Origin of the sequence: Companilactobacillus alimentarius DSM 20249 (assembly GCF_002849895.1) — a bacterium.
Lineage (GTDB): Bacteria > Bacillota > Bacilli > Lactobacillales > Lactobacillaceae > Companilactobacillus > Companilactobacillus alimentarius.
Map to the genome: position 1 here is coordinate 1,207,387 of NZ_CP018867.1, position 22,862 is coordinate 1,230,248.

At 35.9% G+C, this 22,862-nt stretch carries 20 protein-coding genes; 5 read left to right on the top strand and 15 right to left on the bottom strand.

Features of this window, described 5'->3' with window-relative positions; all coding sequences use genetic code 11:
* The first annotated feature begins 65 nt into the window (after nt 1-65).
* From LA20249_RS05815 to LA20249_RS05835, 5 genes are all read left to right on the top strand, one after another.
* Nucleotides 66-1,406 (top strand): APC family permease, encoded by a 1,341-nt coding sequence (locus tag LA20249_RS05815; protein WP_057738599.1) that lies wholly within the window; start codon nt 66-68, stop codon nt 1,404-1,406.
* A 64-nt stretch (nt 1,407-1,470) separates the two neighbouring features.
* On the top strand, nt 1,471-2,796 hold the full coding sequence (locus tag LA20249_RS05820) for a PTS transporter subunit EIIC (RefSeq protein WP_057738601.1): 1,326 nt from the start codon (nt 1,471-1,473) through the stop codon (nt 2,794-2,796).
* Nucleotides 2,796-3,689 (top strand): alpha/beta hydrolase, encoded by an 894-nt coding sequence (locus tag LA20249_RS05825; RefSeq protein ID WP_057738603.1) that lies wholly within the window; start codon nt 2,796-2,798, stop codon nt 3,687-3,689. Before LA20249_RS05820 ends, LA20249_RS05825 begins: the two co-directional genes overlap by 1 nt.
* Before the next feature lie 63 nt (nt 3,690-3,752).
* Nucleotides 3,753-5,078, top strand: coding sequence for a sensor histidine kinase (locus LA20249_RS05830; RefSeq protein WP_057738605.1), 1,326 nt, complete (start codon nt 3,753-3,755; stop codon nt 5,076-5,078).
* Nucleotides 5,079-5,828, top strand: a complete 750-nt coding sequence (locus LA20249_RS05835) for a response regulator transcription factor (protein ID WP_057738607.1) — start codon at nt 5,079-5,081, stop codon at nt 5,826-5,828.
* A 75-nt stretch (nt 5,829-5,903) separates the two neighbouring features.
* Here the strand turns inward: LA20249_RS05835 and LA20249_RS05840 are convergent, their stop codons facing one another.
* The 15 genes from LA20249_RS05840 to LA20249_RS05910 all read right to left on the bottom strand — a co-directional run bounded on the left by LA20249_RS05840 (nt 5,904) and on the right by LA20249_RS05910 (nt 22,855).
* A complete protein-coding gene (locus LA20249_RS05840; RefSeq protein WP_057738609.1) occupies nt 5,904-6,122 on the bottom strand; it encodes a helix-turn-helix domain-containing protein in 219 nt (72 codons plus the stop codon).
* 97 nt (nt 6,123-6,219) lie between these two features.
* Complete coding sequence (locus LA20249_RS05845) at nt 6,220-6,405, bottom strand: hypothetical protein (RefSeq protein ID WP_057738611.1); 186 nt, start codon at nt 6,403-6,405, stop codon at nt 6,220-6,222.
* A 94-nt stretch (nt 6,406-6,499) separates the two neighbouring features.
* Complete coding sequence (gene rlmD / locus LA20249_RS05850; RefSeq protein WP_057738613.1) at nt 6,500-7,858, bottom strand: 23S rRNA (uracil(1939)-C(5))-methyltransferase RlmD; 1,359 nt, start codon at nt 7,856-7,858, stop codon at nt 6,500-6,502.
* Between the two features lie 60 nt (nt 7,859-7,918).
* Complete coding sequence (locus tag LA20249_RS05855) at nt 7,919-8,926, bottom strand: diacylglycerol kinase (protein WP_057738615.1); 1,008 nt, start codon at nt 8,924-8,926, stop codon at nt 7,919-7,921.
* A 12-nt stretch (nt 8,927-8,938) separates the two neighbouring features.
* Nucleotides 8,939-10,369 (bottom strand): Asp-tRNA(Asn)/Glu-tRNA(Gln) amidotransferase subunit GatB, encoded by a 1,431-nt coding sequence (gatB, locus tag LA20249_RS05860; RefSeq protein WP_057738617.1) that lies wholly within the window; start codon nt 10,367-10,369, stop codon nt 8,939-8,941.
* The gene (gene gatA, locus LA20249_RS05865) at nt 10,369-11,826 is read right to left on the bottom strand and encodes an Asp-tRNA(Asn)/Glu-tRNA(Gln) amidotransferase subunit GatA (RefSeq protein ID WP_057738619.1); all 1,458 of its coding nucleotides are present in this window, start codon (nt 11,824-11,826) and stop codon (nt 10,369-10,371) included. Before gatA ends, gatB begins: the two co-directional genes overlap by 1 nt.
* Nucleotides 11,826-12,125, bottom strand: a complete 300-nt coding sequence (gene gatC, locus LA20249_RS05870; RefSeq protein ID WP_057738621.1) for an Asp-tRNA(Asn)/Glu-tRNA(Gln) amidotransferase subunit GatC — start codon at nt 12,123-12,125, stop codon at nt 11,826-11,828. The genes gatA and gatC overlap by 1 nt, the downstream gene beginning before the upstream one ends.
* 15 nt (nt 12,126-12,140) lie before the next feature.
* Complete coding sequence (locus tag LA20249_RS05875; protein ID WP_057738623.1) at nt 12,141-13,274, bottom strand: CamS family sex pheromone protein; 1,134 nt, start codon at nt 13,272-13,274, stop codon at nt 12,141-12,143.
* 10 nt (nt 13,275-13,284) lie between these two features.
* A complete protein-coding gene (gene ligA, locus LA20249_RS05880) occupies nt 13,285-15,303 on the bottom strand; it encodes an NAD-dependent DNA ligase LigA (protein ID WP_057738625.1) in 2,019 nt (672 codons plus the stop codon).
* A gap of 15 nt (nt 15,304-15,318) precedes the next feature.
* On the bottom strand, nt 15,319-17,541 hold the full coding sequence (gene pcrA / locus LA20249_RS05885) for a DNA helicase PcrA (protein ID WP_057738693.1): 2,223 nt from the start codon (nt 17,539-17,541) through the stop codon (nt 15,319-15,321).
* Nucleotides 17,542-17,838: 297 nt separating this feature from the next.
* Nucleotides 17,839-19,134: an adenylosuccinate lyase gene (gene purB / locus LA20249_RS05890; protein WP_057738627.1), complete on the bottom strand. Its 1,296-nt coding sequence runs from the start codon at nt 19,132-19,134 to the stop codon at nt 17,839-17,841.
* Nucleotides 19,135-19,137: 3 nt separating this feature from the next.
* Complete coding sequence (locus tag LA20249_RS05895; protein ID WP_057738628.1) at nt 19,138-20,268, bottom strand: ATP-grasp domain-containing protein; 1,131 nt, start codon at nt 20,266-20,268, stop codon at nt 19,138-19,140.
* A 19-nt stretch (nt 20,269-20,287) separates the two neighbouring features.
* Entirely contained in the window at nt 20,288-20,869 is a 582-nt protein-coding gene (locus LA20249_RS05900; RefSeq protein ID WP_057738630.1) for a xanthine phosphoribosyltransferase, read from the bottom strand.
* A 51-nt stretch (nt 20,870-20,920) separates the two neighbouring features.
* A complete protein-coding gene (locus LA20249_RS05905; protein WP_057738632.1) occupies nt 20,921-21,568 on the bottom strand; it encodes a glycoside hydrolase family 73 protein in 648 nt (215 codons plus the stop codon).
* Nucleotides 21,569-21,664: 96 nt separating this feature from the next.
* The gene (locus LA20249_RS05910; protein ID WP_057738634.1) at nt 21,665-22,855 is read right to left on the bottom strand and encodes an MFS transporter; all 1,191 of its coding nucleotides are present in this window, start codon (nt 22,853-22,855) and stop codon (nt 21,665-21,667) included.
* Nucleotides 22,856-22,862: the final 7 nt, after the last annotated feature.

Genomic DNA, 22,862 nt, shown 5'->3' on the forward strand with positions numbered 1-22,862 from the left:
TCTAGAATCTATCAATATGGTATATAATTGCAATTTAAGCTATTTGAGAGGGGTAGTTTTGCTTTATGAACTCGGAAACAGATAAATTCAGTCTGAAAAGAGACTTAGGTTTCTTCTCAGCACTATCAACCGTAATGGGGCTAGTTATCGGTGGTGGGGTCTTTTTCAAAATTTCCAGTGTGACCGCTGCTACTGGTAGTGCCAGTCTGACCATTTTAGTCTGGCTATTAGCCGGCTTTATCACTATCAATGCTGGTTTGACAGTCGCTGAACTAGCTTCAGCCATCCCCGTAGCTGGTGGTATTTATAAATATATCGAATATATCTATGGAAAAATCCCAGCTTTTCTTCTCGCTTGGGCACAGTCAGTTATCTACTATCCAGCGGGAATTTCAGCTCTATCAATTATTTTTGCAACACAAGTTATGAATCTCTGCAACATTTCTAAGACTTGGCAGATTCCAATTGCCATTTCACTGGCAGTTTTCTTATATCTAGTCAATCTTTTGGGAGCAAAGGTTGGTGGTAGGATTCAAGCAATTTCTCTAATTGCCAAACTTATCCCAATTGCTCTAATCATCATTGTTGGTATTTTCACACCTTCAAGTAATCCCGTATCACTCTTCCCAGTTACCGCAGGTACACATGCTAGTTTTTGGTCATCGCTTGGTGGTGGACTATTAGCAACCATGTTTGCCTTTGATGGCTGGATGAACGTCGGAAGCTTAGCCGGCGAGATGAAACGACCTGAAAAAGACTTATCCAAATCAATTATTGTCGGATTATTTGCAATTACTTTGATCTATGTTTTGATCAGTTTCGTCTTTATTAAAGAATTACCTTTCCATCTGATTCCTGGTAATCAAAATGCCGCTTCTGAATCTGCCATCCGTATTTTTGGTAATATCGGTGGAAAAATTGTCACAATCGGTATCTTGATTTCAGTCTTCGGATCAGTTAATGGCTACACGATGACTGGTGCAAGGGTTCCTTATGTGCTTGGCGTTGACGATGATATCATCTTCTCCAAATTCTTTTCCAAGTTAACTAAGAATACTCGCGTTCCTGCTAATGCTGGCTTGATTCAAACAATCATTGCTATCATTATGATTTTCATGGGTAGTTTTGATTATTTAACCGATATGTTAGTTTTCGTTATGTGGATCTTTTCAATGATGATGTTCGTCGGAGTCTTTATTTTACGGAAAAAAGAACCGGAACTTACTCGCCCTTATAAAATTAACTTCTATCCGATTCCACCATTGATTTCCCTTGCTGGTGGAGCTTATATCATTATTTCAACTCTGTTCCGTCAACCAGGATTGGCTATGACTGGAATTGGGATCACTCTACTAGGTTTGCCAATTTATTATATTCATTATTTACATAAAAAGAAGTCGCTATGATGGCGGCTTTTTTTGTTTGACGTTATACTTTGGATGAATATAAATAAATACAAGGTGTTTTCACATGAAAGTTCAATTTCAGAATAAATTTGAAAAAGGGTTAGTTTTAACTACCCTCAAAATTCAAAAGTTATTGATTTATCGTATTATTCAAAAAACCTTATTGCTAATTTTTCCATTTGCTCTCTTCGGTAGTTTCATTAAAATAATTCAAACTGTCGTAATTGGTAAAGAAGGTTTTTTAACCGATATTTTCCCTGATATCACCAACGACCTTATATATCGTCAAATCGAGGATATTTCGACCGGTCTATATAATTTGTCACTCGGTTGGATCTCAGTGATTGCCATTTTTGGTGCTGCCAAATACACAGCGAAACACTTTCGCCGTGACGACCAATTAGCCGGTATTACAGCCATCAGTGCTTATCTGATCATTGATTATACCTATTCCAAAGTTCAACCTTACTCCTTTCATCCCCAATTATTAGGTTTGAGAGGATTACTATTTGCCATTATCTTAGGAATCTTCATCGGTTGGATCTTTAAGAAAACTAGCCGTCCGATCCCAGAACATTCGCAAGTATCGACGAAAAACGTTTTGGATCGTTCTTTCATTTCAGCCAAGTCAATCGTCATCTCACTTGTGATAGCAATGATCATCAGCATTTTAGTCAATATTACCTACTATATTAATGCGCCTAATAATTATGTCAGTGCATTAGCTTCACAATACTCCTCCAAAAGTAATTGGGGACAATTCTTCAAGACCATTATCTTCTCACTTTATACCTTAGTCATGTCGTTTTTAGGGTGGTCTGGAGCCTATTCATCCCTCGGCGTGGAGAAAATGGATGCCCTGTCGACGGTTAATCTCAATTACGCTTTAGATAAACATACTGCTTGGAATGCCCCTAATCCCTTCACTAGTTCGTCGTTGTATCATGCTTTCGCTACCTTCGGTGGAACTGGTGCCGTTTTGGGGTTGATTATTGCCATCTTGATTGTGGCTAAAGATCAAGACTTTCAAACTGTCGCTCGTTGGGCCATTATTCCCAGCCTTTTCAATATTAGCAGTGGCCTGATGACCGGAATCCCGATATTATTTAATGTCATTTTTCTAATTCCATTTATTCTGGCTCCGATGGTCAACATGACGTTGGCCGCATTAGTCATTCAATTGCATTTAATGCCACCTAGCGTCTATCCTGTGCCCATTGGAACTCCCGGACCACTAATTGCCTTCATCGGTACAAACGGTAGTTGGCAGGCCTTAGGATTCTCAATTTTGGCTATCATTATTTCCGTTTGTATTTATATTCCCTTTGTTAAAATGGCCATTAAAGTTAAAGAGCTTGATAATCTCGCTCTTGAAGAAGGTGAACATTAATGCGGATGCACACACGTTCATTACGGAAAAATAGGAATTTTAAATATTTAGTTGCTATGCTGATCTTTCTTATTCTTTTAGGAATACCTTCATATATTTGGACCAAAAAAAATGTAACCACCCTAGCCGGTCGTTACAATTCTCCCATGACTCCAATTATTATGATTCCTGGTAGTAGTGCTTCCTCAAATCGGTTCGATGGTCTTGTTCAGACTGTCAATCGAAAGTACAACGAACACCACAGTCTTTTAAAAATGACCGTTCACACCGATAATTCTATTACTTATAGTGGAAAAATACGTGCAAATGACACCCAGCCCTTTATCGTAGTTGGCTTTCAAAACAACAACGATGGCTATTCAAATATCAAAAAACAAGCCAAGTGGTTCGATCTAGCTTTCAACACCATTAAACGGCGTTATCGCTTCAACAACTTCAACGCTTTTGGACATTCAAATGGTGGTTTAATCTGGACCCTCTTTCTCGAAAATTATTTTGATGATTCAACCATGACAATCAATCAGCTTTTAACTGTTGGTACACCATATAATTTTGAAGAAAAAAGCAGTTCTAACCGTACCCAAATGTTAAATGATCTAATCAAGGGACGGTCAAAAATTCCCAACGACTTAGCTTATTATTCAATTGCTGGCACACAACTCTATACCGATGACGGTATTGTCCCTCTAGGCAGCGTCGATGCTGGTAAGTACATTTATGAGGGCACAATCAAACACTATACCTTGATTACTCTAACCGGAGATAAGGCTCAACATTCTGATATGATCAACAATAACCAGTTTATCAATATCTTTCATCAATATATTGTTGGTAATGGTGTCAATAATCCTAATTCCCCTGATAGCAAACAAAGTGCCATCGCTAATAATTAGCTTGTATTAAAACTATTTTTTAAATACAATTGGCATATGGTATATATAGACTGGAAACTAGAATTGGTAACAAACTTTTTTGTTCTGTTTGCAATTCTTCAATTAAAAAATTACTTTATTAAAGATTTCAATTTCAAAGAAATATTTACCGATATAACCTTATCCTTAATTTTTGGTTATATCGGTTTATTTGTTGATGATATCTTCATTCTCTTTTTCGTAGGATTACTATTATTGCTCTATTGGTTATTCGTAAAAAAAGATCGTCTCAATATGCAAAAATCAATTGCTTTAATCATGGCCGCTAATATTGAACTAGTTTTATTCTGCTTAGGCTCTTACACTTCCAGAATTATCTTTTTCATTTCCAACAATAAATGGCAATTAAAATTATTAGAAACTTATCAGGAATACTTTGTTACAACTTCACTACTTATCAATATTACTTATTTAGCTATTCTAATTATAATTATTCAGCATTTTCGTTATCAAACCATTAATTTATGGATTCAAATTGAAAAATATCAACTCGGTAAACGTGTTTTTGCTTTGACTTTTAGTATTTTTATTTCATTCATGATTATATTGATCATTAGTGATCTACAGGCAGTCACAGCAACAATTCAAGCCAGCATTATTTTAATTTTTTCAATTCTATTAATCGTTGCTTACTATCAACTGGTCTTCTTCGTTCACACGATAGCCATTCAAAATGAGGCTCGTGAAAAGGTAACTTATAATAAACAACTAAACGAATATCTAACTAGTGTGCAGCAACAATATACTGAATTGCGCAAATTCAAACACGACTTTCAAAATATCATGCTAGCTATTAAGCCACTGATTGATTCAAGTAATTCTCAAGAATTAAAAAATTATTATCACGATATTACTCAAGAAAACAAAGAAATGTCCACAATCAGTCAAGGCAATATTTCTCAAGTTAGTAAAATTGATAGTGATTTGATCCGTGGTTTAATTATTCAAAAATTCTTTATTGCGCAAAGTCGTAAAATTGATTTTCATTTGGAGTTAATGAGAGATAATTACCAATTTAAAACTGATAGTTTGATCACAGTTAGAATTCTAGGAATCCTGATCGACAATGCGTTAGAATATGTTGACAGCTTTACAACTGGAGACAAAAGAATCACTTGTGCGATTACCCAAAATAGTCAAACTACTGAAATCACAATTGATAATCCTTTGAAAGATGATATAAACCTCAAAAATATTTTCAAAAGTGGTTACTCAACTAAAATCTCCCATTCAGGTTTTGGCTTAAGTAACGTCCGCAAATTGATCAGCCAAACTGATAATCTTTATTTAGAAACAAAAATAATTCATGAACATCTATTGATGACCCTTATCATTGTTGGAGGTGATTAATTGTACCCTGTTTATTTATTGGAAGACAACGAAATTCAAAGACAGAAATACGCCGAATTTATTAAAAATGGTATTCTGATTAACGATACTAACATGGAACTCATATCAAGTTCTGGAACAACTGATCACTTCTTTAAAAAATACATTCCTAAAAAACAAGCACTTTATTTTTTGGATATGCAAATTCTCAATGACAAAACGGCTGGATTGAAATTAGCCCAAAGGATTCGTCAAGATTCACCCTTATCGCAGATTGTCTTTATCACGACCCATGATGAACTCTCTTTAACCACATTGGAACGTAAAATTGCTCCGATGGATTACATTCTAAAGGATAAGGGATTAGAGGAAATCAAGAAACGAATCACTGAAGATATCGGAGATACAAAAAAAGAATTACAAGAATATAACCACTGCTCCAAAAATCGTCTCGACTACAAAATTGGCAGCCGCTTCTTTTCTATCACTATGGATGATCTCATCATGCTCTATACCAAGAAAGATATTCCTGGGCGAATCTTTGTTATCGCTAAAAATCAATTAGCTGAATTCAATGGCTCACTCAATACCTTCGAAAAAAATTACCCGAACCTTTTTCGTTGCAACAGAAGCTACTTAGTTAATCTTGACAACGTTTCTAGTTACGATAGTAAAACTAGAGAATTATTTTTCGTTGATGAATCCAGTTGTGAAGTTTCTTTTAGAAAAAATAAGGAACTGATTAAATTAATGTCTCATAAAGAAAAGTAGAATTCAGGAAATCAAATTGATTTCTGGATTCTACTTTTTATTTATTCAAATTATTTAATTTGTTCTATTCATAATTTACCTACCAACCAACGCATCCAAACTTACTCCGTACATATCGGCAAAACGTATCATTGTATAGATATCGGGAGTTCTCGTATTATGTTCATATTTTGAAATCGTCGTAATATCAACATGCATCATCTTAGAGACTTCTTGTTCTGACAATTTTAATTGTTTACGACATTCTCTTAAGTTATTGCCTAAGAAAATTCTTTTACGATCTATTATTTCCATAATATTCCCTCAATTCTTAGTTATGGAAACATTATATTTCAAAAACAATAAGCTAAACATAAAATTCTTATGAACGTCGTGTTTTTACCGATTAACGTTAAGTAAAAAGCTTTATTAAACCATAAACAATCAAAAAAGCTGCAAAAAGCATACTAAAAATCACAGCGATAATGGAAAATAACAATGGTGCTGACTGATTTTTCATATTGTCAAAATATTGCTTAGATACAACTAGTTGCCAAATTCCTAGGGCTAATGCACCAATGCCTAATATCCAATTCATCGTTTTCTCCTTTAATTTTCATTTTCCTCTATTCTAAAAGACGTCAAAAAAACTGCAACTAATTTAGTTGCAGTTTTTTGATTATACGTATTGGTTATTTCAAATCCAAACCAACAACACTTTCAATATGGTTTGCCATAGGGAACATATCAACTGGTGTAATATCGCCAATCTCATATGTATCACTTAATAATGACAAATCTCTAGCTAAAGTGGCTGGATTACAACTGATATAAACAATCTTCTTAGGTTTAATATTCTTCAGTGAATCAATCAAAGAGTTAGCCAAACCTTTACGTGGAGGATCAACCATCAAAACGTCAACTGACATGTTGTTCTTTGCCCATTCGTTTAGGACATCTTCGGTTTTACCAACAACAAAATCGGCATTTTCAATATTATTCAATTTAGCGTTTTGATCAGCATCTTTTACCGCATCTTCAATAACTTCGATACCAGTTACATGCTTTGCTTTATCAGCCAAGGAAATTCCAATTGTACCAATACCAGAATAAGCATCAACAACATTTTCCTTGCCGGTCAATTCAGCTTTGTCGATTGCCATTTGATAAAGTTTTTGTGTTTGAACAGGATTAACTTGGTAGAAAGATCTTGGTGAAATTCGGTATGTGTGACCTAGAATTTTATCATCAATATATTTCTTACCAGCTAATAGAGTCATTTCTTGACCAAAGATAACATTTGTATTTTTAGAATTTACATTCAAATACAATGATTTTACTTCAGGATTGTCCATGATTTCTTTAGCAATGTCCTTATAATGGGAAATATCACGTGTACGCGAAACCAAAACAACCATCATCTCACCAGTAAAGTAAGCACGACGTACCATGATTGTTCTAATTTGACCTTTTTGATTTTGTTCATCATAGCCACGGACTTTATATTTACGTAAAACATCACGGACTTTGATAATTTCAGCATCAATTTTAACATCTTGGATCAAGAAGTTTTCCATTGGTACTAAATCATGTGAACGACGACGATAAAAACCAGTTGTTAATTTACCATTAATTTGACGAACTGGCACTTGAGCCTTGTTACGGTAATTGAATGGTGATTCCATCCCTACAGTATCGTTAACCGTTACATTCTTTAAACCAATCTTTTCCATATCTGTGACAACTTGATTATGCTTGAATTCTAGTTGCTTGTCATACTTCAAATGACTCAAAGGTGCAATTCCAGTTTGAGCATAAATTGCATCAATATCATGCACACGATCAGGAGATTCTTTAAGCACTTTTAAAGTTCTTGCAAAGCCAAAATTCTTATTAATCCGTGTAATAACGGCATTCACCGTTTCATTTGGCAATGCGTTATCAACAAAGAGTGTAAAGTCATCAACTTTAGCTACACCCTTGCCTTCATACGAAAGATCTTGAATTTCAAGATCAATCTTTTGATTCTTCTTTAAATTTGGTTTATCCATTTTTCACCTATACATAGAAAAAAGAAGTGTCCAAAACTGATCCACTTCCAATTTCTTTTTTTATTTCTTATCTTTATTTTTACTATCGAGATTACGTTCTTCTTCGATAATCTTTTCGCCAGCATCTTTTTCGCTAAGCGTTGGCGTATCAATTGCTTTTAAGGGAATTGAATCCACATTAGCATAAATATTTAAATGTCCATGCAAATTAACGAATTCCATTGGTGCATCCCCACCATACTCACCATCAAGGTTAACCATCAAACGATTCTCATCATTTGCATGTACCGAAATACGTTTAGTTTTCGTATAAATAACCTTAGGATTGTAGACATGACGACCACCATTTAAAACTAAAGCAATCAAGTGAACCAAGTCACGCAAATTAGTCTCTTTAACAATGATCAATGAAAAGGTTCCATCACCAATCACTGAATTAGGTGCAATCTGTTCCATTCCACCAATCGAGTTAGTTAATCCTATCAAAAACATCGTGGCTTTTCCATCAAAAACACCGCCATCATATTCGATGTGCATGTCAATCGGACTAACGCGAGGCAACATTTCAGCTCCTTTAACTAAGTAAGCTAAATATCCCAAAATTGATTTATAAGCTGACGGAACTTCATACGTTAATTCCGTCATTGAACCACCACCGGCGATATTAATAAAATACTTTTCGCCAGCTTGTCCAATATCAACTGGTAGTTTTTGACCCTTCAAAATAACCTTAGCCGCTTCAACCACGTCATCTCGAGGTATCTTTAGAGCTCGAGCATAATCATTAGTAGTTCCAGCAGGAATAATTGCCATCTCTGGGCGCTTATCCAAATCGGCAATCCCATTAACGACCTCATTGATAGTTCCATCTCCACCAGCAGCAACGATTAAATCAAATCCCTCTTTAGCTACTCTTCTGGCTTCATTTTTGGCTGAGTTCTTCTTTGGTGTAGTTCGGTAAGCACTAGCCTCATAACCAGCTTTTTCAATAATATTCAAAATATCTCCAACATTACTGTTCATAGTCTCATGACCTGAAGTTGGATTATAAATAAGTCTAGCACGCATATCTTTCCCTCACTAACGACTCTTTAATTCTTCCATCAAAAGCTTATTAGCAACCTTAGGATTGGCCTGTCCATGAGTCTGTTTCATGATTTGTCCAATCAAGAAGCCGACGGCACGATCTTTACCATTCTTAAAGTCATCAATTGATTGTTGATTATTATCTAGAATTTCTAAAATCATTGGTTTCAATACATCAGGATCTGACTCTTGAACAAGCCCCTTATCTTTGACCCATTTCTCAGGCTCAGTTCCATTAGCAATAGTTTCTTGGAATACTTTCTTCGCAATCTTAGAAGAAATTGTTCCATTAGAAATCAAATTGATCATCTTAGCCAAATGTTCTGGTGTCAATTTAGTATCTAACAAGCCAATACGTTTTTCGTTCAAATAACCATTAACTTCACCCATCAACCAGTTAGAAACTAATTTTGGATTAGCCTTATAAGAAACAGCTTCATCAAAGAAATCTGACATTTCCTTTGTATCAGTAAGAACACCTGCATCATATTCAGGAATACCTAACTCATTGATATAGCGTTCACGTCTCTTGGCAGCAGTTTCTGGCAAACCAGCTTTGATTTCAGCAACCCATTCTGGTGAAATTTCATAATCAGGTAAATCAGGTTCTGGGAAGTAACGATAGTCATCCGCACCAGATTTAACACGCATTAAGAATGTTTCACCTGTCTTTTCATCAAAACGTCTTGTCTCTTGACCAATTGTTCCGCCTTGCTTCAAAATAGCAGCTTGACGTTGCTCTTCATAAGCGAGTCCTAACTTAACATGATTGAATGAGTTCAAGTTCTTCAACTCAACTTTAGTACCATAAGTATTTGAACCAACTGGACGGATGGAAATATTAGTATCAACACGCATTGACCCTTCTTCCATCTTAACATCAGATGCACCAGTAAATTGAATAATCTTACGTAAGTTTTCTAGATATTGATAAGCCTCTTCTGGAGAATGCATGTCAGGTTTTGAAACAATTTCAATCAATGGTGTACCTTGACGGTTCAAATCGACATAAGAATAACCATTATTTCCGTGCGTATTCTTACCGGCATCCTCTTCAACGTGAAGTTCTTCAATACCGATCTTCTTCTTTTTACCATCAACCTCAACTTCAATATAACCATCATGTGCTAATGGTTTGTCTTGTTGAGTAATTTGATAAGCTTTAGGATTATCAGGATAGAAATAGTTCTTACGATCAAAGTGTGTATGATTTTCAACTTGAGCATTTAAAGCCAAAGCTACCATGACACCTAAACGATAACCCTCTTTATTTACAGTTGGTAATGTTCCTGGAAAACCAAAGTCAATAACATTGGTATTGATATTAGATTCAGCACCATAAGCAACTGGTGAAGGACTATACATTTTGGATTTTGTCTTTAATTCAACATGGACTTCTAGTCCGATAGTCGTTTCAAAATTCATTAGTCTTCCCCCTTAAGTGCAGTTGGTATTTGTTCATAAAATTTATTTTCTTCTTGCAATGCATATGCAGCATTCAAAACATCTTGTTCAGCAAATGGCTTACCAATAATTTGCAAACCAACAGGTAGACCCTCAGCCAATCCAGCAGGAACAGAAGCAGCTGGTAGACCGGCTAAGTTAGCTGGAATTGTCAAAATATCATTCATATACATAGCCAATGGATCGTCAACCTTTTCACCAATCTTGAAAGCAGGTGTAGTTGTTGATGGTCCCATAATTAAATCATAGTCTTTTAAGACATCTGTCATTTCTTTAATAAAGATAGTTCTAACTTCAGCAGCCTTCTTAAAGTAAGCATCATAAGCGCCAGCTGACAAAGCAAATGTACCTAACATGATACGACGTTTTACTTCATCACCGAAACCTTCAGATCTAGAGTTAACGAACAAATCATTGATATTCTTAACATCTTTAGCACGATAACCGTATCTAACACCATCATATCTTTGAAGGTTAGATGAAGCTTCACTAGATGCCAAAACATAATAAACTTCAACCGCATGTTTCAAAGTAGGTAAGCTAACTTCTTCAACAGTAGCTCCCATCTTCTTGTAAGCATCCAAAGCTTTATTAACGTTTTCTAATACATCTTTATGTGTGCCTTCTTGCCAGAATTCCTTAGGAACAGCAATTTTAACGCCAGACATATCCTTGTTCAAATTAGCTTGATAATCAGGAACTTCTTTAGCCGAACTAGTTGAATCATGATCATCATGACCAGAAATCACTGAAAGAACTTTAGCAGAATCTTCTACGCGTTTTGACATGACACCAACTTGGTCAAGACTTGAAGCGAAAGCAATAACGCCCCAACGTGAAACACGACCATAAGTTGGTTTGATTCCAAAAATACCATTAAAAGCAGCTGGTTGTCTAATTGAGCCACCAGTATCTGTACCTAAAGCAGCAATTACTTCACCAGAAGCTACAGCAGCAGCTGAACCACCAGAAGATCCACCAGGTACACGACTAAAGTCCCAAGGATTAACTGATGTACCAAAATAAGATGTTTCTGTGGATGAACCCATAGCAAACTCATCAAGATTAGTTTTACCGATATCAATTGCACCAGCTTTATCTAATTTATCCATAACAGTAGCGTTATAAACAGGCATAAAGTTGTACAAAATTTTACTTGCGGCAGTTGTCTTCAAACCGTTAGTTACAATATTATCCTTGATAGCAATTGGAATTCCTGACAAAGGACCCCTAATGCCATCTTCATCAATCTTTTTTGCAGTATCAATTGCTTTATCGTTCACTGTGATAAAAGTATTGAGCTTGTCTTCTTTTGAATTGATATCACTCAAAGTTTGATTAGTTAAATCTTCTGCAGTCAATTCTTTGTCGGATAATTTCTTATGCAACGAATCGATTGTTTCCTTCATGTAATCCACTATTCATCGTCCTCCTTGTCAACAATCGTTGGAACTTTAATAAGGTTATTGTCGGTTTCGGGAACATTTTCAAGCATTTGTTCTCTAGTCTGAGTGTGAATCCCCTTATCTTCACGGAAGACAGTTTCTGTATCACCCATGTTGTAAGTTGGTTCGATACCCTTAGTATCGACGCTAGCCAAGTTACCTTCCATATCGACAATCTTGCCTAATTGACTGACAAAATCATCTACTTCATCATCTTGAAGTTTCAAGTTAGCTAATTTAGCAACATGTAAAATTTCATCTTTTGAAATCATAAAGTTTCTCCTTTTTTAATCTGCATCATAAACGTGTGAAGTGAATTTACCATTAGTTCTCGTAACCACTGATTGTTGCTCGTCAACTGTCTGAATATTAATATCCAAATCAGCTCCCGATGGCAAGTACTTCGAAGCACTCTGTTGAACAAACTGAGTGAAACTAGTTATCTGAGCCAAACCATCGAATTGTGTATTGATCGTAATATCCATTGATTTCAAACTAGTTCCATCATAATGAGCCTGAGCTGTTACACCAGAAAGATTAGGGAAATAATTCTCAATGTGATCTTTAAAATTCGAAAAGGCATCAGAATCACTACTGCTGATGGCATTCTCTCCATTAACAGTTGGCAACATTTGATTCTTATAATCCAACGTTGTCCAATCACCTAAAGAACTACTCTTGCTAACAGAATATTGGAAATAAGTCCCACCGACAAGAGTATCTTGAGGCGCTACTGAATACAAGCCCACGACGATTGGAATATTGCCAACTTCTTTATTAGCACGAAGTCGTTTAACTACTTCTTTAGCAATCCTTTCACCTTGTTCTTTTTGTTCCTCAGTACTGATACTTGTCTTATATGTGGCACCATATTGTTTTTTCTGATAGTAATCAGTTTTATTCATCGCAATACCAATCGACATCCCTGCCAATTTGTATTTACCATCCTGCTTAGTTAAATAATCCTCTTCCAACATTTGTTGAAAATACATTGGTGTACGTTTATTTTCAGCAGTTGACCCATTGGATTGAGGGTTAAGTCCAGAAGAATTCTTCTTAGACTTACGACCCAACCAATTAGTTACAGTACTAGCGGATAAAATCTGTCCTTCTTGGAAAACATATGAATTAGTTGAAAATTGTTTCTTCGACAACTTCATCAATCCACTTTCAAAACTTCTACTATTAAATTGATTAGTATTATCAGCAGCAGTAATTCCAGAAATAGCACTAGTCTTGTATTTTCCACCACTTAATAAAACATCATAACTACTCGAGTCAGATGAGGTTGTCGTCTGAACATTGCTTTTACTTGTATCGCTGCCACCTGATGACAAACTAGAATCCTGTAGATTACCACAGGCAGCTAAAAGAAACGAGCACATCAGTAATAATGATGTAGTTTTTAAGAATTTTTTCAAAACTGTTCTCCTACTCTTTGGCATCATCCAAAAAACTGGACAATGTTGATTCATCAATAATCTGCGTTCCCAATTGCTGTGCCTTAGTTAATTTGCTGCCAGCTTTTTTTCCAGCAATCAAAATATCGGTTTTCTTAGTGACGGAACTAGTTACATTAGCACCAAGATTTTCTAACATTTCAGTCAACTGTGAACGTTTATAATTTTGTAATGTTCCGGTTATAACAATTATTTTATCAGTAAAATGGTCATTTGTTTCATTAGAATTCGAACTACCAATAAAATTCATATTAATATCTACTGATTTTAATTCATTTATTAATTTTTTAACATCATCATTCTTAAAATAAGTTGAAATACTATTAGCAATTATCTCACCCATTGTATTAACTTCAAGAATTTCTTCAGATGAAGCATTCATTATACTATCTAAATCACCAAAATGCTCGGCTAAAATTCTAGCAGCCTTAGCTCCGACATGACGAATCCCTAAACCAAACAATAAACGTTCAACGGAATTACTTTTAGAATTATCAATTGCCGTCAAAAGATTATTAATTGATTTCTCTTTAAATCCATCTAAAGTAGCCAAATCATCAGCGGTTAATTTATATAGATCTGCCACATCTTTAATCAACTCTTTAGTATAAAGCTGTTCGATAATTTTAGGACCTAGCCCGTCAATATTCATCGCATTTCGAGAAGCGAAATGTGTTAATTGTTCTTTAACTTGAGCTGGACACTTGGGATTAATACAACGCAAAGCCACCTCATCTTCCAAATGAATCAATTCCGAACCACAGTAGGGACAGTGAGTAGGAATCTCAGCTGGTATTAAGTCCTTAGGACGTTTATTCAAAACAACCTGTGAAACTTCTGGGATAATATCGCCAGCCTTGTGCAATAAAACAGTATCACCGATACGAATATCTTTTTGCTTGATCATATCTTCGTTATGTAATGTAGCACGCGAAACGGTAGTTCCAGCTAAACTAACTGGATCCATCACAGCTGTTGGTGTCAAGACACCGGTTCTTCCAATTGTCCAAGTAATTTCATGAACGATTGATTCAGCCTGCTCTGGTGGAAACTTATAAGCAATTTCCCAACGTGGCACTTTTACCGTATTACCGAGTTGTTGTTGAAGTGCTAAATCATCAACTTTCAAAACAACCCCATCAATACCATAATCTAATTTATCCCTCAATTCGCCATAACGTTCAATAAAATCTTTTACACCATTCAAACCAGTTGTCACTTGGGCTGTTGGATTAACATTGAAGCCTAAATCTTTCAAGGTCTCCAAAGCCTGATGTTGCGTTGTAACGTTTAGATCATCGAAAGTCACAATCGTGTACATAAATGTCTTCAATTTTCTTGAGGCTGTAATCTTAGGATCTAGTTGTCTTAAACTACCAGCGGCCGCATTTCGAGGATTAGCAAAAACTTGATGTCCCTGATTCTCACGTTCTTGATTCAAACGTAAGAATTCTTTTTTAGACATGAAACATTCGCCACGAACTTCAAATGACAAAGGACGACTTAATTTTTGTGGAATGTCCTCAATTGTCTTAACATTTTCAGTTACATTTTCACCGATTGTACCATTGCCACGAGTTGACCCTTGAACTAAGATACCATTTTCATAAATTAATGAAAGTGAAAGACCATCAATTTTTAATTCAACATTATAATCAACTTCATGTCCAACATTTTTTTCAATTCGATCATTGAATTCGGCCAATTCAGCTTCGGAAAAAACATCCCCCATCGACAGCATGGGAATCTCATGTGTCACCTTATTAAAATCCGGTAATGTAACATCCCCAACTTCCTGCGATGGTGAATCCGGCGTGACTAATTCAGGATACATTTTTTCTAATTCTAGTAGACGATTATAAAGTTTATCATAAACATTATCTTCTACTACGGGAGCATCCTTTGTGTAATAAGCATCTCGCCAACTGTTCAATTGGGGACGAATTTTATCTAATTCTTGACTAGCTTGGGATTTTGTTATTTCAGCCATGCTCTCACCTCTTAATTAATCAGTAACTTTTTTGATTGGTGCATATTCAGCCAAAAGTCGTTTGATGCCTTGACTGTCAAAAGCTATATCCAATTCTGCATTCTTACCTTCACCATTAACTTTGACGACGGTTCCTCGACCCCATTTCTTATGGTCGACTTTATCGCCAACATTCCAATTAAGTTTTTCAGCACCTTGTGCACCCTTGGCTTTTAAAGTTGGTGAGGTAAAGGTTGCAGCCGTTGCAGCACGATGACGACGTTGTTTATAAGGCATTTCTCGACTCGTCCCCATGTTACCAGCATTAGGATTTACTTGTTCAAGCGCGTCGTCGTTGATCTCTTCAACAAAACGAGAAGTTGGATTATTCTGAATTCGTCCATACAGCGTACGACTGTAAGCATTGGTTAAGTATAGCCTCTTTTCGGCGCGAGTGATACCAACATATGCTAAACGACGCTCTTCTTCTAGGTCGTCTTCTTTGAGTAGCGAGCGACCTAGTGGGAAAATTCCTTCTTCCATACCAACTAAAAAGACTACTGGAAATTCCAAACCTTTAGCCGCATGTAATGTCATCAAAGTAACTTCAGTCTGTTCTTCTTCAATATCATCTTGGTCACTCACTAATGACAATTCAGTTAAAAACGTTGTTAGACGAGTTTCATCAACTTCTGGGTCTGGTTCATAAGCTTGATCAAATTGAGTTGAAACAGTCAAAAGTTCTTCAATATTTTCAACACGAGCTTGCGATTCCAAATTATTCTGTTGTTTCAAATCATCAATATAACCGGAATCCTCCAATAAGTGATTCATCAAGACGGTCATTGATTCAGTCTCAGAAAGCTTAGTTAGATCATCAATTACCTTAGCAAAATGACCAATCGTCTTTCTAGGTTTAGCAGCCAATGGCGAAAGTTCAATATTTTCACTGGCCTCTAGCAAGGACCATCCATGCTCGTCAGCATAGTTTTGTAACTTATCAATTGTCCCCGGACCAATACCACGCTTGGGACTGTTGATCACACGTTGAAAACTCATCGAGTCATCGTGATTAGCAATCAAACGTAAATATCCTAATACATCCTTAATTTCCTTTCGGTCATAAAATTTATGACCCCCAATAATCTTATAAGGCATGTTGGCTTGCATTAATTTCTCTTCGAACGTACGCGACTGTGCATTAGTCCGATAAAGAACCGCAAAATCACCATAATTAAAGCCTTTTAACAGTAAGTTCTTGATTTGGTCGACCACGTATAAAGCTTCGTCTGACTCATTTTGACCACGATAAAATTTAATTTTTTCACCATCGTTATTATCAGTCCAGAGTTCCTTAGGCTTGCGATTAGAATTGTGATTAATGACTTCATTAGCAGCCTTCAAAATCAATTTAGTAGAACGATAATTTTGTTCCAATTTAATTGTCGTTGCTTCTGGATAATCCTTTTCAAAATTCATAATATTTTGAATATTAGCGCCACGCCAACCATAAATACTCTGATCAGCATCACCTACAACACAGACATTGCGATACTTAGCACCCAATTGTTTAACTAATTTATATTGAGCCTCATTAGTATCTTGGTACTCATCAACGTGAATATATTGGAATTTTTCTTGATATTTATCTAAAACATCAGGATTTTGATCAAATAGTTGACTAGTTGTCATAATTAGGTCATCAAAATCTAATGAATTGTTGCGATCCATTTCTTTAGCGTAAGCATCATAAACACTGGCAACCGTTTGTTCATAAGGACTAGCAGCCACTTGTGCATATTGCGATGGAGTTTGTAACTCATTTTTAGCATTGCTGATTGTACCCAAAAGAGCTCTTGGATCATAACGCTTCGGGTCCAAGTTCATTCGCTTCAAAATTTGTTTCATTAAAGTTCTTTGTTCACTAGGGTCAGCAATCGTAAACGTCTTAGGCTTACCCATCTTATCAATATCTCTTCTCAAAATTCTTACACAAAGAGAGTGAAAGGTTGAGACCCAAACATCATTGGCAGATTCATCTAATAATTTACCAATTCTTTCTTTCATTTCTTTAGCAGCCTTATTCGTAAAGGTAATCGCTAAAACATGCCAAGGCATGACATTTCTTTCTTCAATCAAATAGGCTACACGGTGAGTTAAAACACGTGTTTTACCAGAACCTGCACCAGCCATGATCAAAAGTGGTCCTTGTGTGGCCTTAACCGCATCTTGTTGCTCGGGGTTAAGTCCTTTTAACATAGTATCGTCCAATTTAAAAATCCCTCAAATCTTTGTGTAAAAAAATTTAGTTGTACTTAAAATAGCTGTTTATATTGTAGCAAATTTTTGTGTTTAGAGCGAAAAACTGTGGCTCAAATTGAACATATGTTTTTAATCTAAAAATTAGATTAGTATCATAACTATTTTTTGTAATATAAGTACGATACAGAACATAGTCTTTTCCGCTTAAAACAAATAGCGTCAGGTAATCATAGTTCGATTACCTGACGCTATTTGCCTTAATGCTCGAAGACTGAGCATGTTCTGTATCGCTCTTTATTCTAATCCAACGCGTTTAAAGATTTCATCGACATTACGTAAGTGCCAATGATAATCAAAGGCATCATCTAAATCCGCATCGGATAATTTATCAGTTACGCGTGAATCATTTTCTAGCATAGTTCGGAAATCTTTCTTTTCATCCCAAGCTTTGGCAGTCATTGGTTGAACAATATCATACGCTTGTTCACGAGAATAACCTGCTTCAACTAATTTTAACAAGACACGTTGTGAATAAATTAAACCATGTGTAATATTCATATCTTCTAACATTTTATCGGGGAAAACTGTCAGATCTTTGGTGATCTTGGTAAATCTTCTCAAAATATAATCTAACAACTCTGTTGTATCTGGAATAATAATACGTTCAGCTGATGAATGTGAAATATCACGTTCATGCCACAATGGCATATCCTCCAAGGCTGTAAATGCATGACCTCTGATTACACGAGCTAATCCGGTCACATTTTCAGAACCAATAGGGTTACGCTTATGTGGCATAGCACTGGAACCCTTTTGACCAGCAGCAAAGTACTCTTCGGCTTCACGCACTTCGGTTCTTTGGAGGTGACGTACTTCTAGAGCGAAACGTTCAATTGAAGTAGCAACCAAAGCCATCGTTTGGATGTATTCAGCATGCAGATCACGTGGCAAGACTTGTGTTGAAATCTCTTGGGCACGAATGCCTAATTTATCACAGACAAATTTTTCTACACTTGTAGGAACATTGGCATAACTACCAACTGCTCCACTGATTTTTCCAGCTTCAACACCTTTGGCAGCATGATCGAAACGTTCAATGTCACGTTTGATTTCAGAATACCAATTGGCCAAAACCAGACCGAAAGTCGTAGGTTCCGCATGTACTCCATGAGTTCTACCAATCATAACTGTATCTTTATACTTTAAAGCTTTTTCTTTAACTACTTCGAGAAATTCATTGAGATCTTCACGAATAATATCATTAGCCTGCTTCATCAAGTAGCCATAGGCTGTATCAACGACATCAGTCGATGTAAGTCCGAAGTGGACCCACTTCTTTTCAGGTCCTAAATAACGTGAAACATCTCTGGTAAAAGCAACTACGTCATGCTTAGTTTGTTTTTCGATCTCAGCAATTTCAGCTACGTCAAACTTAGCATTTTGAGCAATCAACTTAGCATCTTCAGCAGGAATTTCGCCTTCTTTACTCCATCCTTCAACAGCGGCAATTTCCACTTCAAGCCAAGCCTGAAATCTATTTTGGTCCGTCCAAATTGGTTTCATCTGTTCAGTTACATATCTATCAATCATGAATTATTCTACTCTCCAAATATTAGTTGTTAAGATATCATTTTTTAATTCTTCTAAATCGTCCGAAAAAATTGAAATATATCCGACATCCCTGTCGGCTTGATTCTTAGCTTTCAAACCTGTGTAATAGTTAAATTTCCATTGAGATTTTTCCTGAAGCAAATCTAAACTTTGCGGTAAATTACCTTCAATAATCTTCAAGGTTGCTGCATTGACCATTGGGAATATTTCAGGAAGCGGCCAATCACAAATTGCTCTGATATGTAGTTCGAACTGTGAAATGCCGGTTGCTTCTTGATAAACATTTGCAGAATAATTAATTCCAGGGAAAATTCTTTTGACGTACAAAACTCCGGAATCGGACAAAATGAATCCAATGCCAAAAATCCCTACATAATTAACATTCTGAGCTACCAACAACGCAACTCGCTGCATTTCGGCTTCCACATCAGGATTATTCTTTTTATATATAAAAGAACTCATCAAATGTTCGCCATCATAAATTTCTTGAATCATTGGAAAAGTATGGATTTTACCATCTTTTCCCTTACTTACCATAATGGAATACTCAGACTTAGTTTCAATCCAAGCCTCCAAGATATAGGTTCCATCTTTTAGTAACTTCTGAACTCGTTGAACATCTCGATAATTGTACAAAATATGTCGTTTTAAAACTGATTGATTCTTTTGGATTGGTTTAAGAATACAGGGAAATCCGATCTCTACAATTGCTCTTTTAATATCATCGACCGTTACAATTGAAAAGAACGGTGGCACATTGATATTCAAATCATTCAAAAAAGTTCTCTCAATGTATCGATCTTGAACAATTTCCAGCAAATCTGCACCTTGCACAACATTAAAGTCTTTAGCAAGTTCCTTCAACAAACTGCTGTCAAAATTTTCATCCATATACAAAAGGAGGTCGCTTCTATGGCCCAATTCACTTAGATTCTTAAGATCCTCTAAGGTACCGACTAAATAACTATCGGCTGCTTGAGTCGCAATATCGCTATCTTCAGAAGTTAACAGTATAGTCCTAAAGCCCATCCGCTTTGCTTCCAATTCAAAAATATAAGTCTCACTGCCTCCGCCGATTATTCCTAATGTCTTACCGGGCGCAATAAAAGTCATAATTCCACCTTCCTAATTACTATTCGTCTTCTTTTCCAAAGACTACTTGTCCATCTTCAAAAGCGGTAATTCTAGCTAATGAATAAATTGGTGTACCTGATTTATCAATCATCTGTCTTCCCTTTTGGAAAGACTTTTCAATTACAATCCCAATGCCAGCTAGTTGTGCACCTGCGGCATCAATAATTGTATTCAGACCATTAACAGCTTGACCATTAGCCAAGAAATCATCAATAATCAAAACCTTATCACTACTTGAAAGATACTTCTTGGCAATACTGATATGGTTAGAAGTCTTTTTAGTAAATGAATAAACTTCTGATGAATAAAGATCATCGCTCAAAGTAACGGATTTGTGCTTTCTAGCGAAAACAACTGGGACTTGAAATTTTAAACCAGTCATAACAGCTGGTGCAATACCTGAAGATTCAACTGTTAAAATCTTGTTGATTCCTGCATCCTTAAAATGTTCATAAAATTTTTCGCCCATTCTTTCCATTAACATTGGGTCAATTTGATGGTTTAAGAAACTATCTACTTTAAGCACGTCCTTGCCTAAAACACGACCATCTTTTTTGATTCTTTCTTCTAGTTCCTTCATTACATTCTCCCCTATTTAATAGAATAATTAGAGTCTATCATACTTTGTTTTTCACTTGATACCTTGATCATACTTTTTAAGATTATATTTTTGTATAACCCGAATAATTTTACTTGTGTAACCAGGATCAGTCGCATATCCATCAGCTTGTAAAGCAACTGCTGCATCAATATAATCTTTTGATTGTAAAACTTGCTTGTACTGCTGCGAATTCCACGAGGTACCATTCACTAACAATTTTGTATGATCTTTCATTGACTCACGAAAATCCGAATAAACTCGAAAACGTCCGTTGATAGTTACCCACTGACCATCAGTATATTCCTTTGTCTGTAAAACTTTCGTATTTGCAGGATCGTCTCCCTTAATACCAAAGTAATTATTATATTGGCTAGCCAAAGTACTGGTTCCCCAGTCACTCTCCAAAATAGCTTGGGCAATTGTAATACTAGGTAAAACACCATAATCCTGTCCCAACTCGACCGCATATGGCGAAATCTTTTTTATAAAAGCAGTGTGCTTCTGTTGAACCATTTCAACTTTCGTCTCATTTTGATATTGGACATATCGCCTGTAACCAAAGAAGCTGATAACAAATAAAGCCACAATTGCTAATAAAATGACAGTTGTATTATTATTTTTCCGTCCGCTTTTGCGTCGAGGCGTCCGATGTTTCGTATATCTTCTCTTTTGTGGCAATTGATCTATCCCTTTTAAGTTTATTAACTATAATTATAGCTGATAACTTTGAAAATTTTGTGATTTGACTCAGAAATTTAAAAATCATTTATTTTCTTATTCCAACTGTACTTGTCCTCTCAAACATAACCACCAAGATAATAGTGCTAATAATTCCAAAAGAGCTGAAAATAAGAAAATACTTTTATAATTAAGATTCATTGCTATAATGGCCATCAACATTGGTCCTAAGACGTTTCCAAATGCTTGTGCCGACTGATTATAGCTAAAAACTCTTCCAAAGATTGAATTAGGAATATTTCGAACTGTCAAAATTTGTAGGGATGGAATTAAGGCAGCATCAGATATTCCTAAAATAAATCGTAAGGCAATCAATTCCCAAACGTTTTGAATCAAGCTAGTTAATAATAGACAAACAATCGCAATACTCAAGAAAATCAATATGCTTTTCAAAGCCCCTAAACGATCTATTAAGTTTCCAACAACACCTGCCATTAAAATTGTTGCTAAACCCGGTGCAGCAGATACTATTCCAGTCATTATTACTATATTAGGACCGTCAAAATTCAATTCTCTGACTAGTAAACTGATGATTGGTGTAATTGCATTAGTAGTAGCTTGAATCGCTAATAGCGACCCAAAAAGAGCAAAGAAGAATTGCCAACCAATCTTTTTCATAATAGGCAATACCTCTTTCAATTCTTCCTTACTGATGGGAACGAATTCTTCATGTACACCAACCCAAGTGGCTAGAAAAACCAAAAACATTAAAAAGCTCGTCAAATAAAACGTCCCACGATATCCAATGATCGTGATCAAAACTCCTCCCAATAAAGGCCCCACCAAAGTCCCAGTAATACTCCCAGTTACTAATTTACTCATAACTTTTCCTTGAATTCTTTTGGGAACTGAAACCGACATCAAGGCATTAGCATTATTAATATAGCCTGAAAAAGCCCCCTGCAAGCAACGAAAAAATAGTAAAAACCAAATATTCGGTGATAAACCAACCAAAAGTATTGTCAGAGTCATCATCCCTGAAGCACGTAAGCACATTAACTTACGCCCCTTTAGATCTGCTAATCTTCCCCACAGTGGAGCTACAAGAGCTTTAGTTAGATATGTCAGCGAAAAAGCCGCTGCTCCAAAAAAATTCAATTCTGTTTTGTTAAAATTTCCCAGAGTATCGATAAATAGGACGATAAAAGGTAAAGTAATGGCATTGCCCATATCAGTGACCAAACTGCCGAACCAAAGAATTCTAAAATTTCTTTTCCAATCAAGCATTATTAAC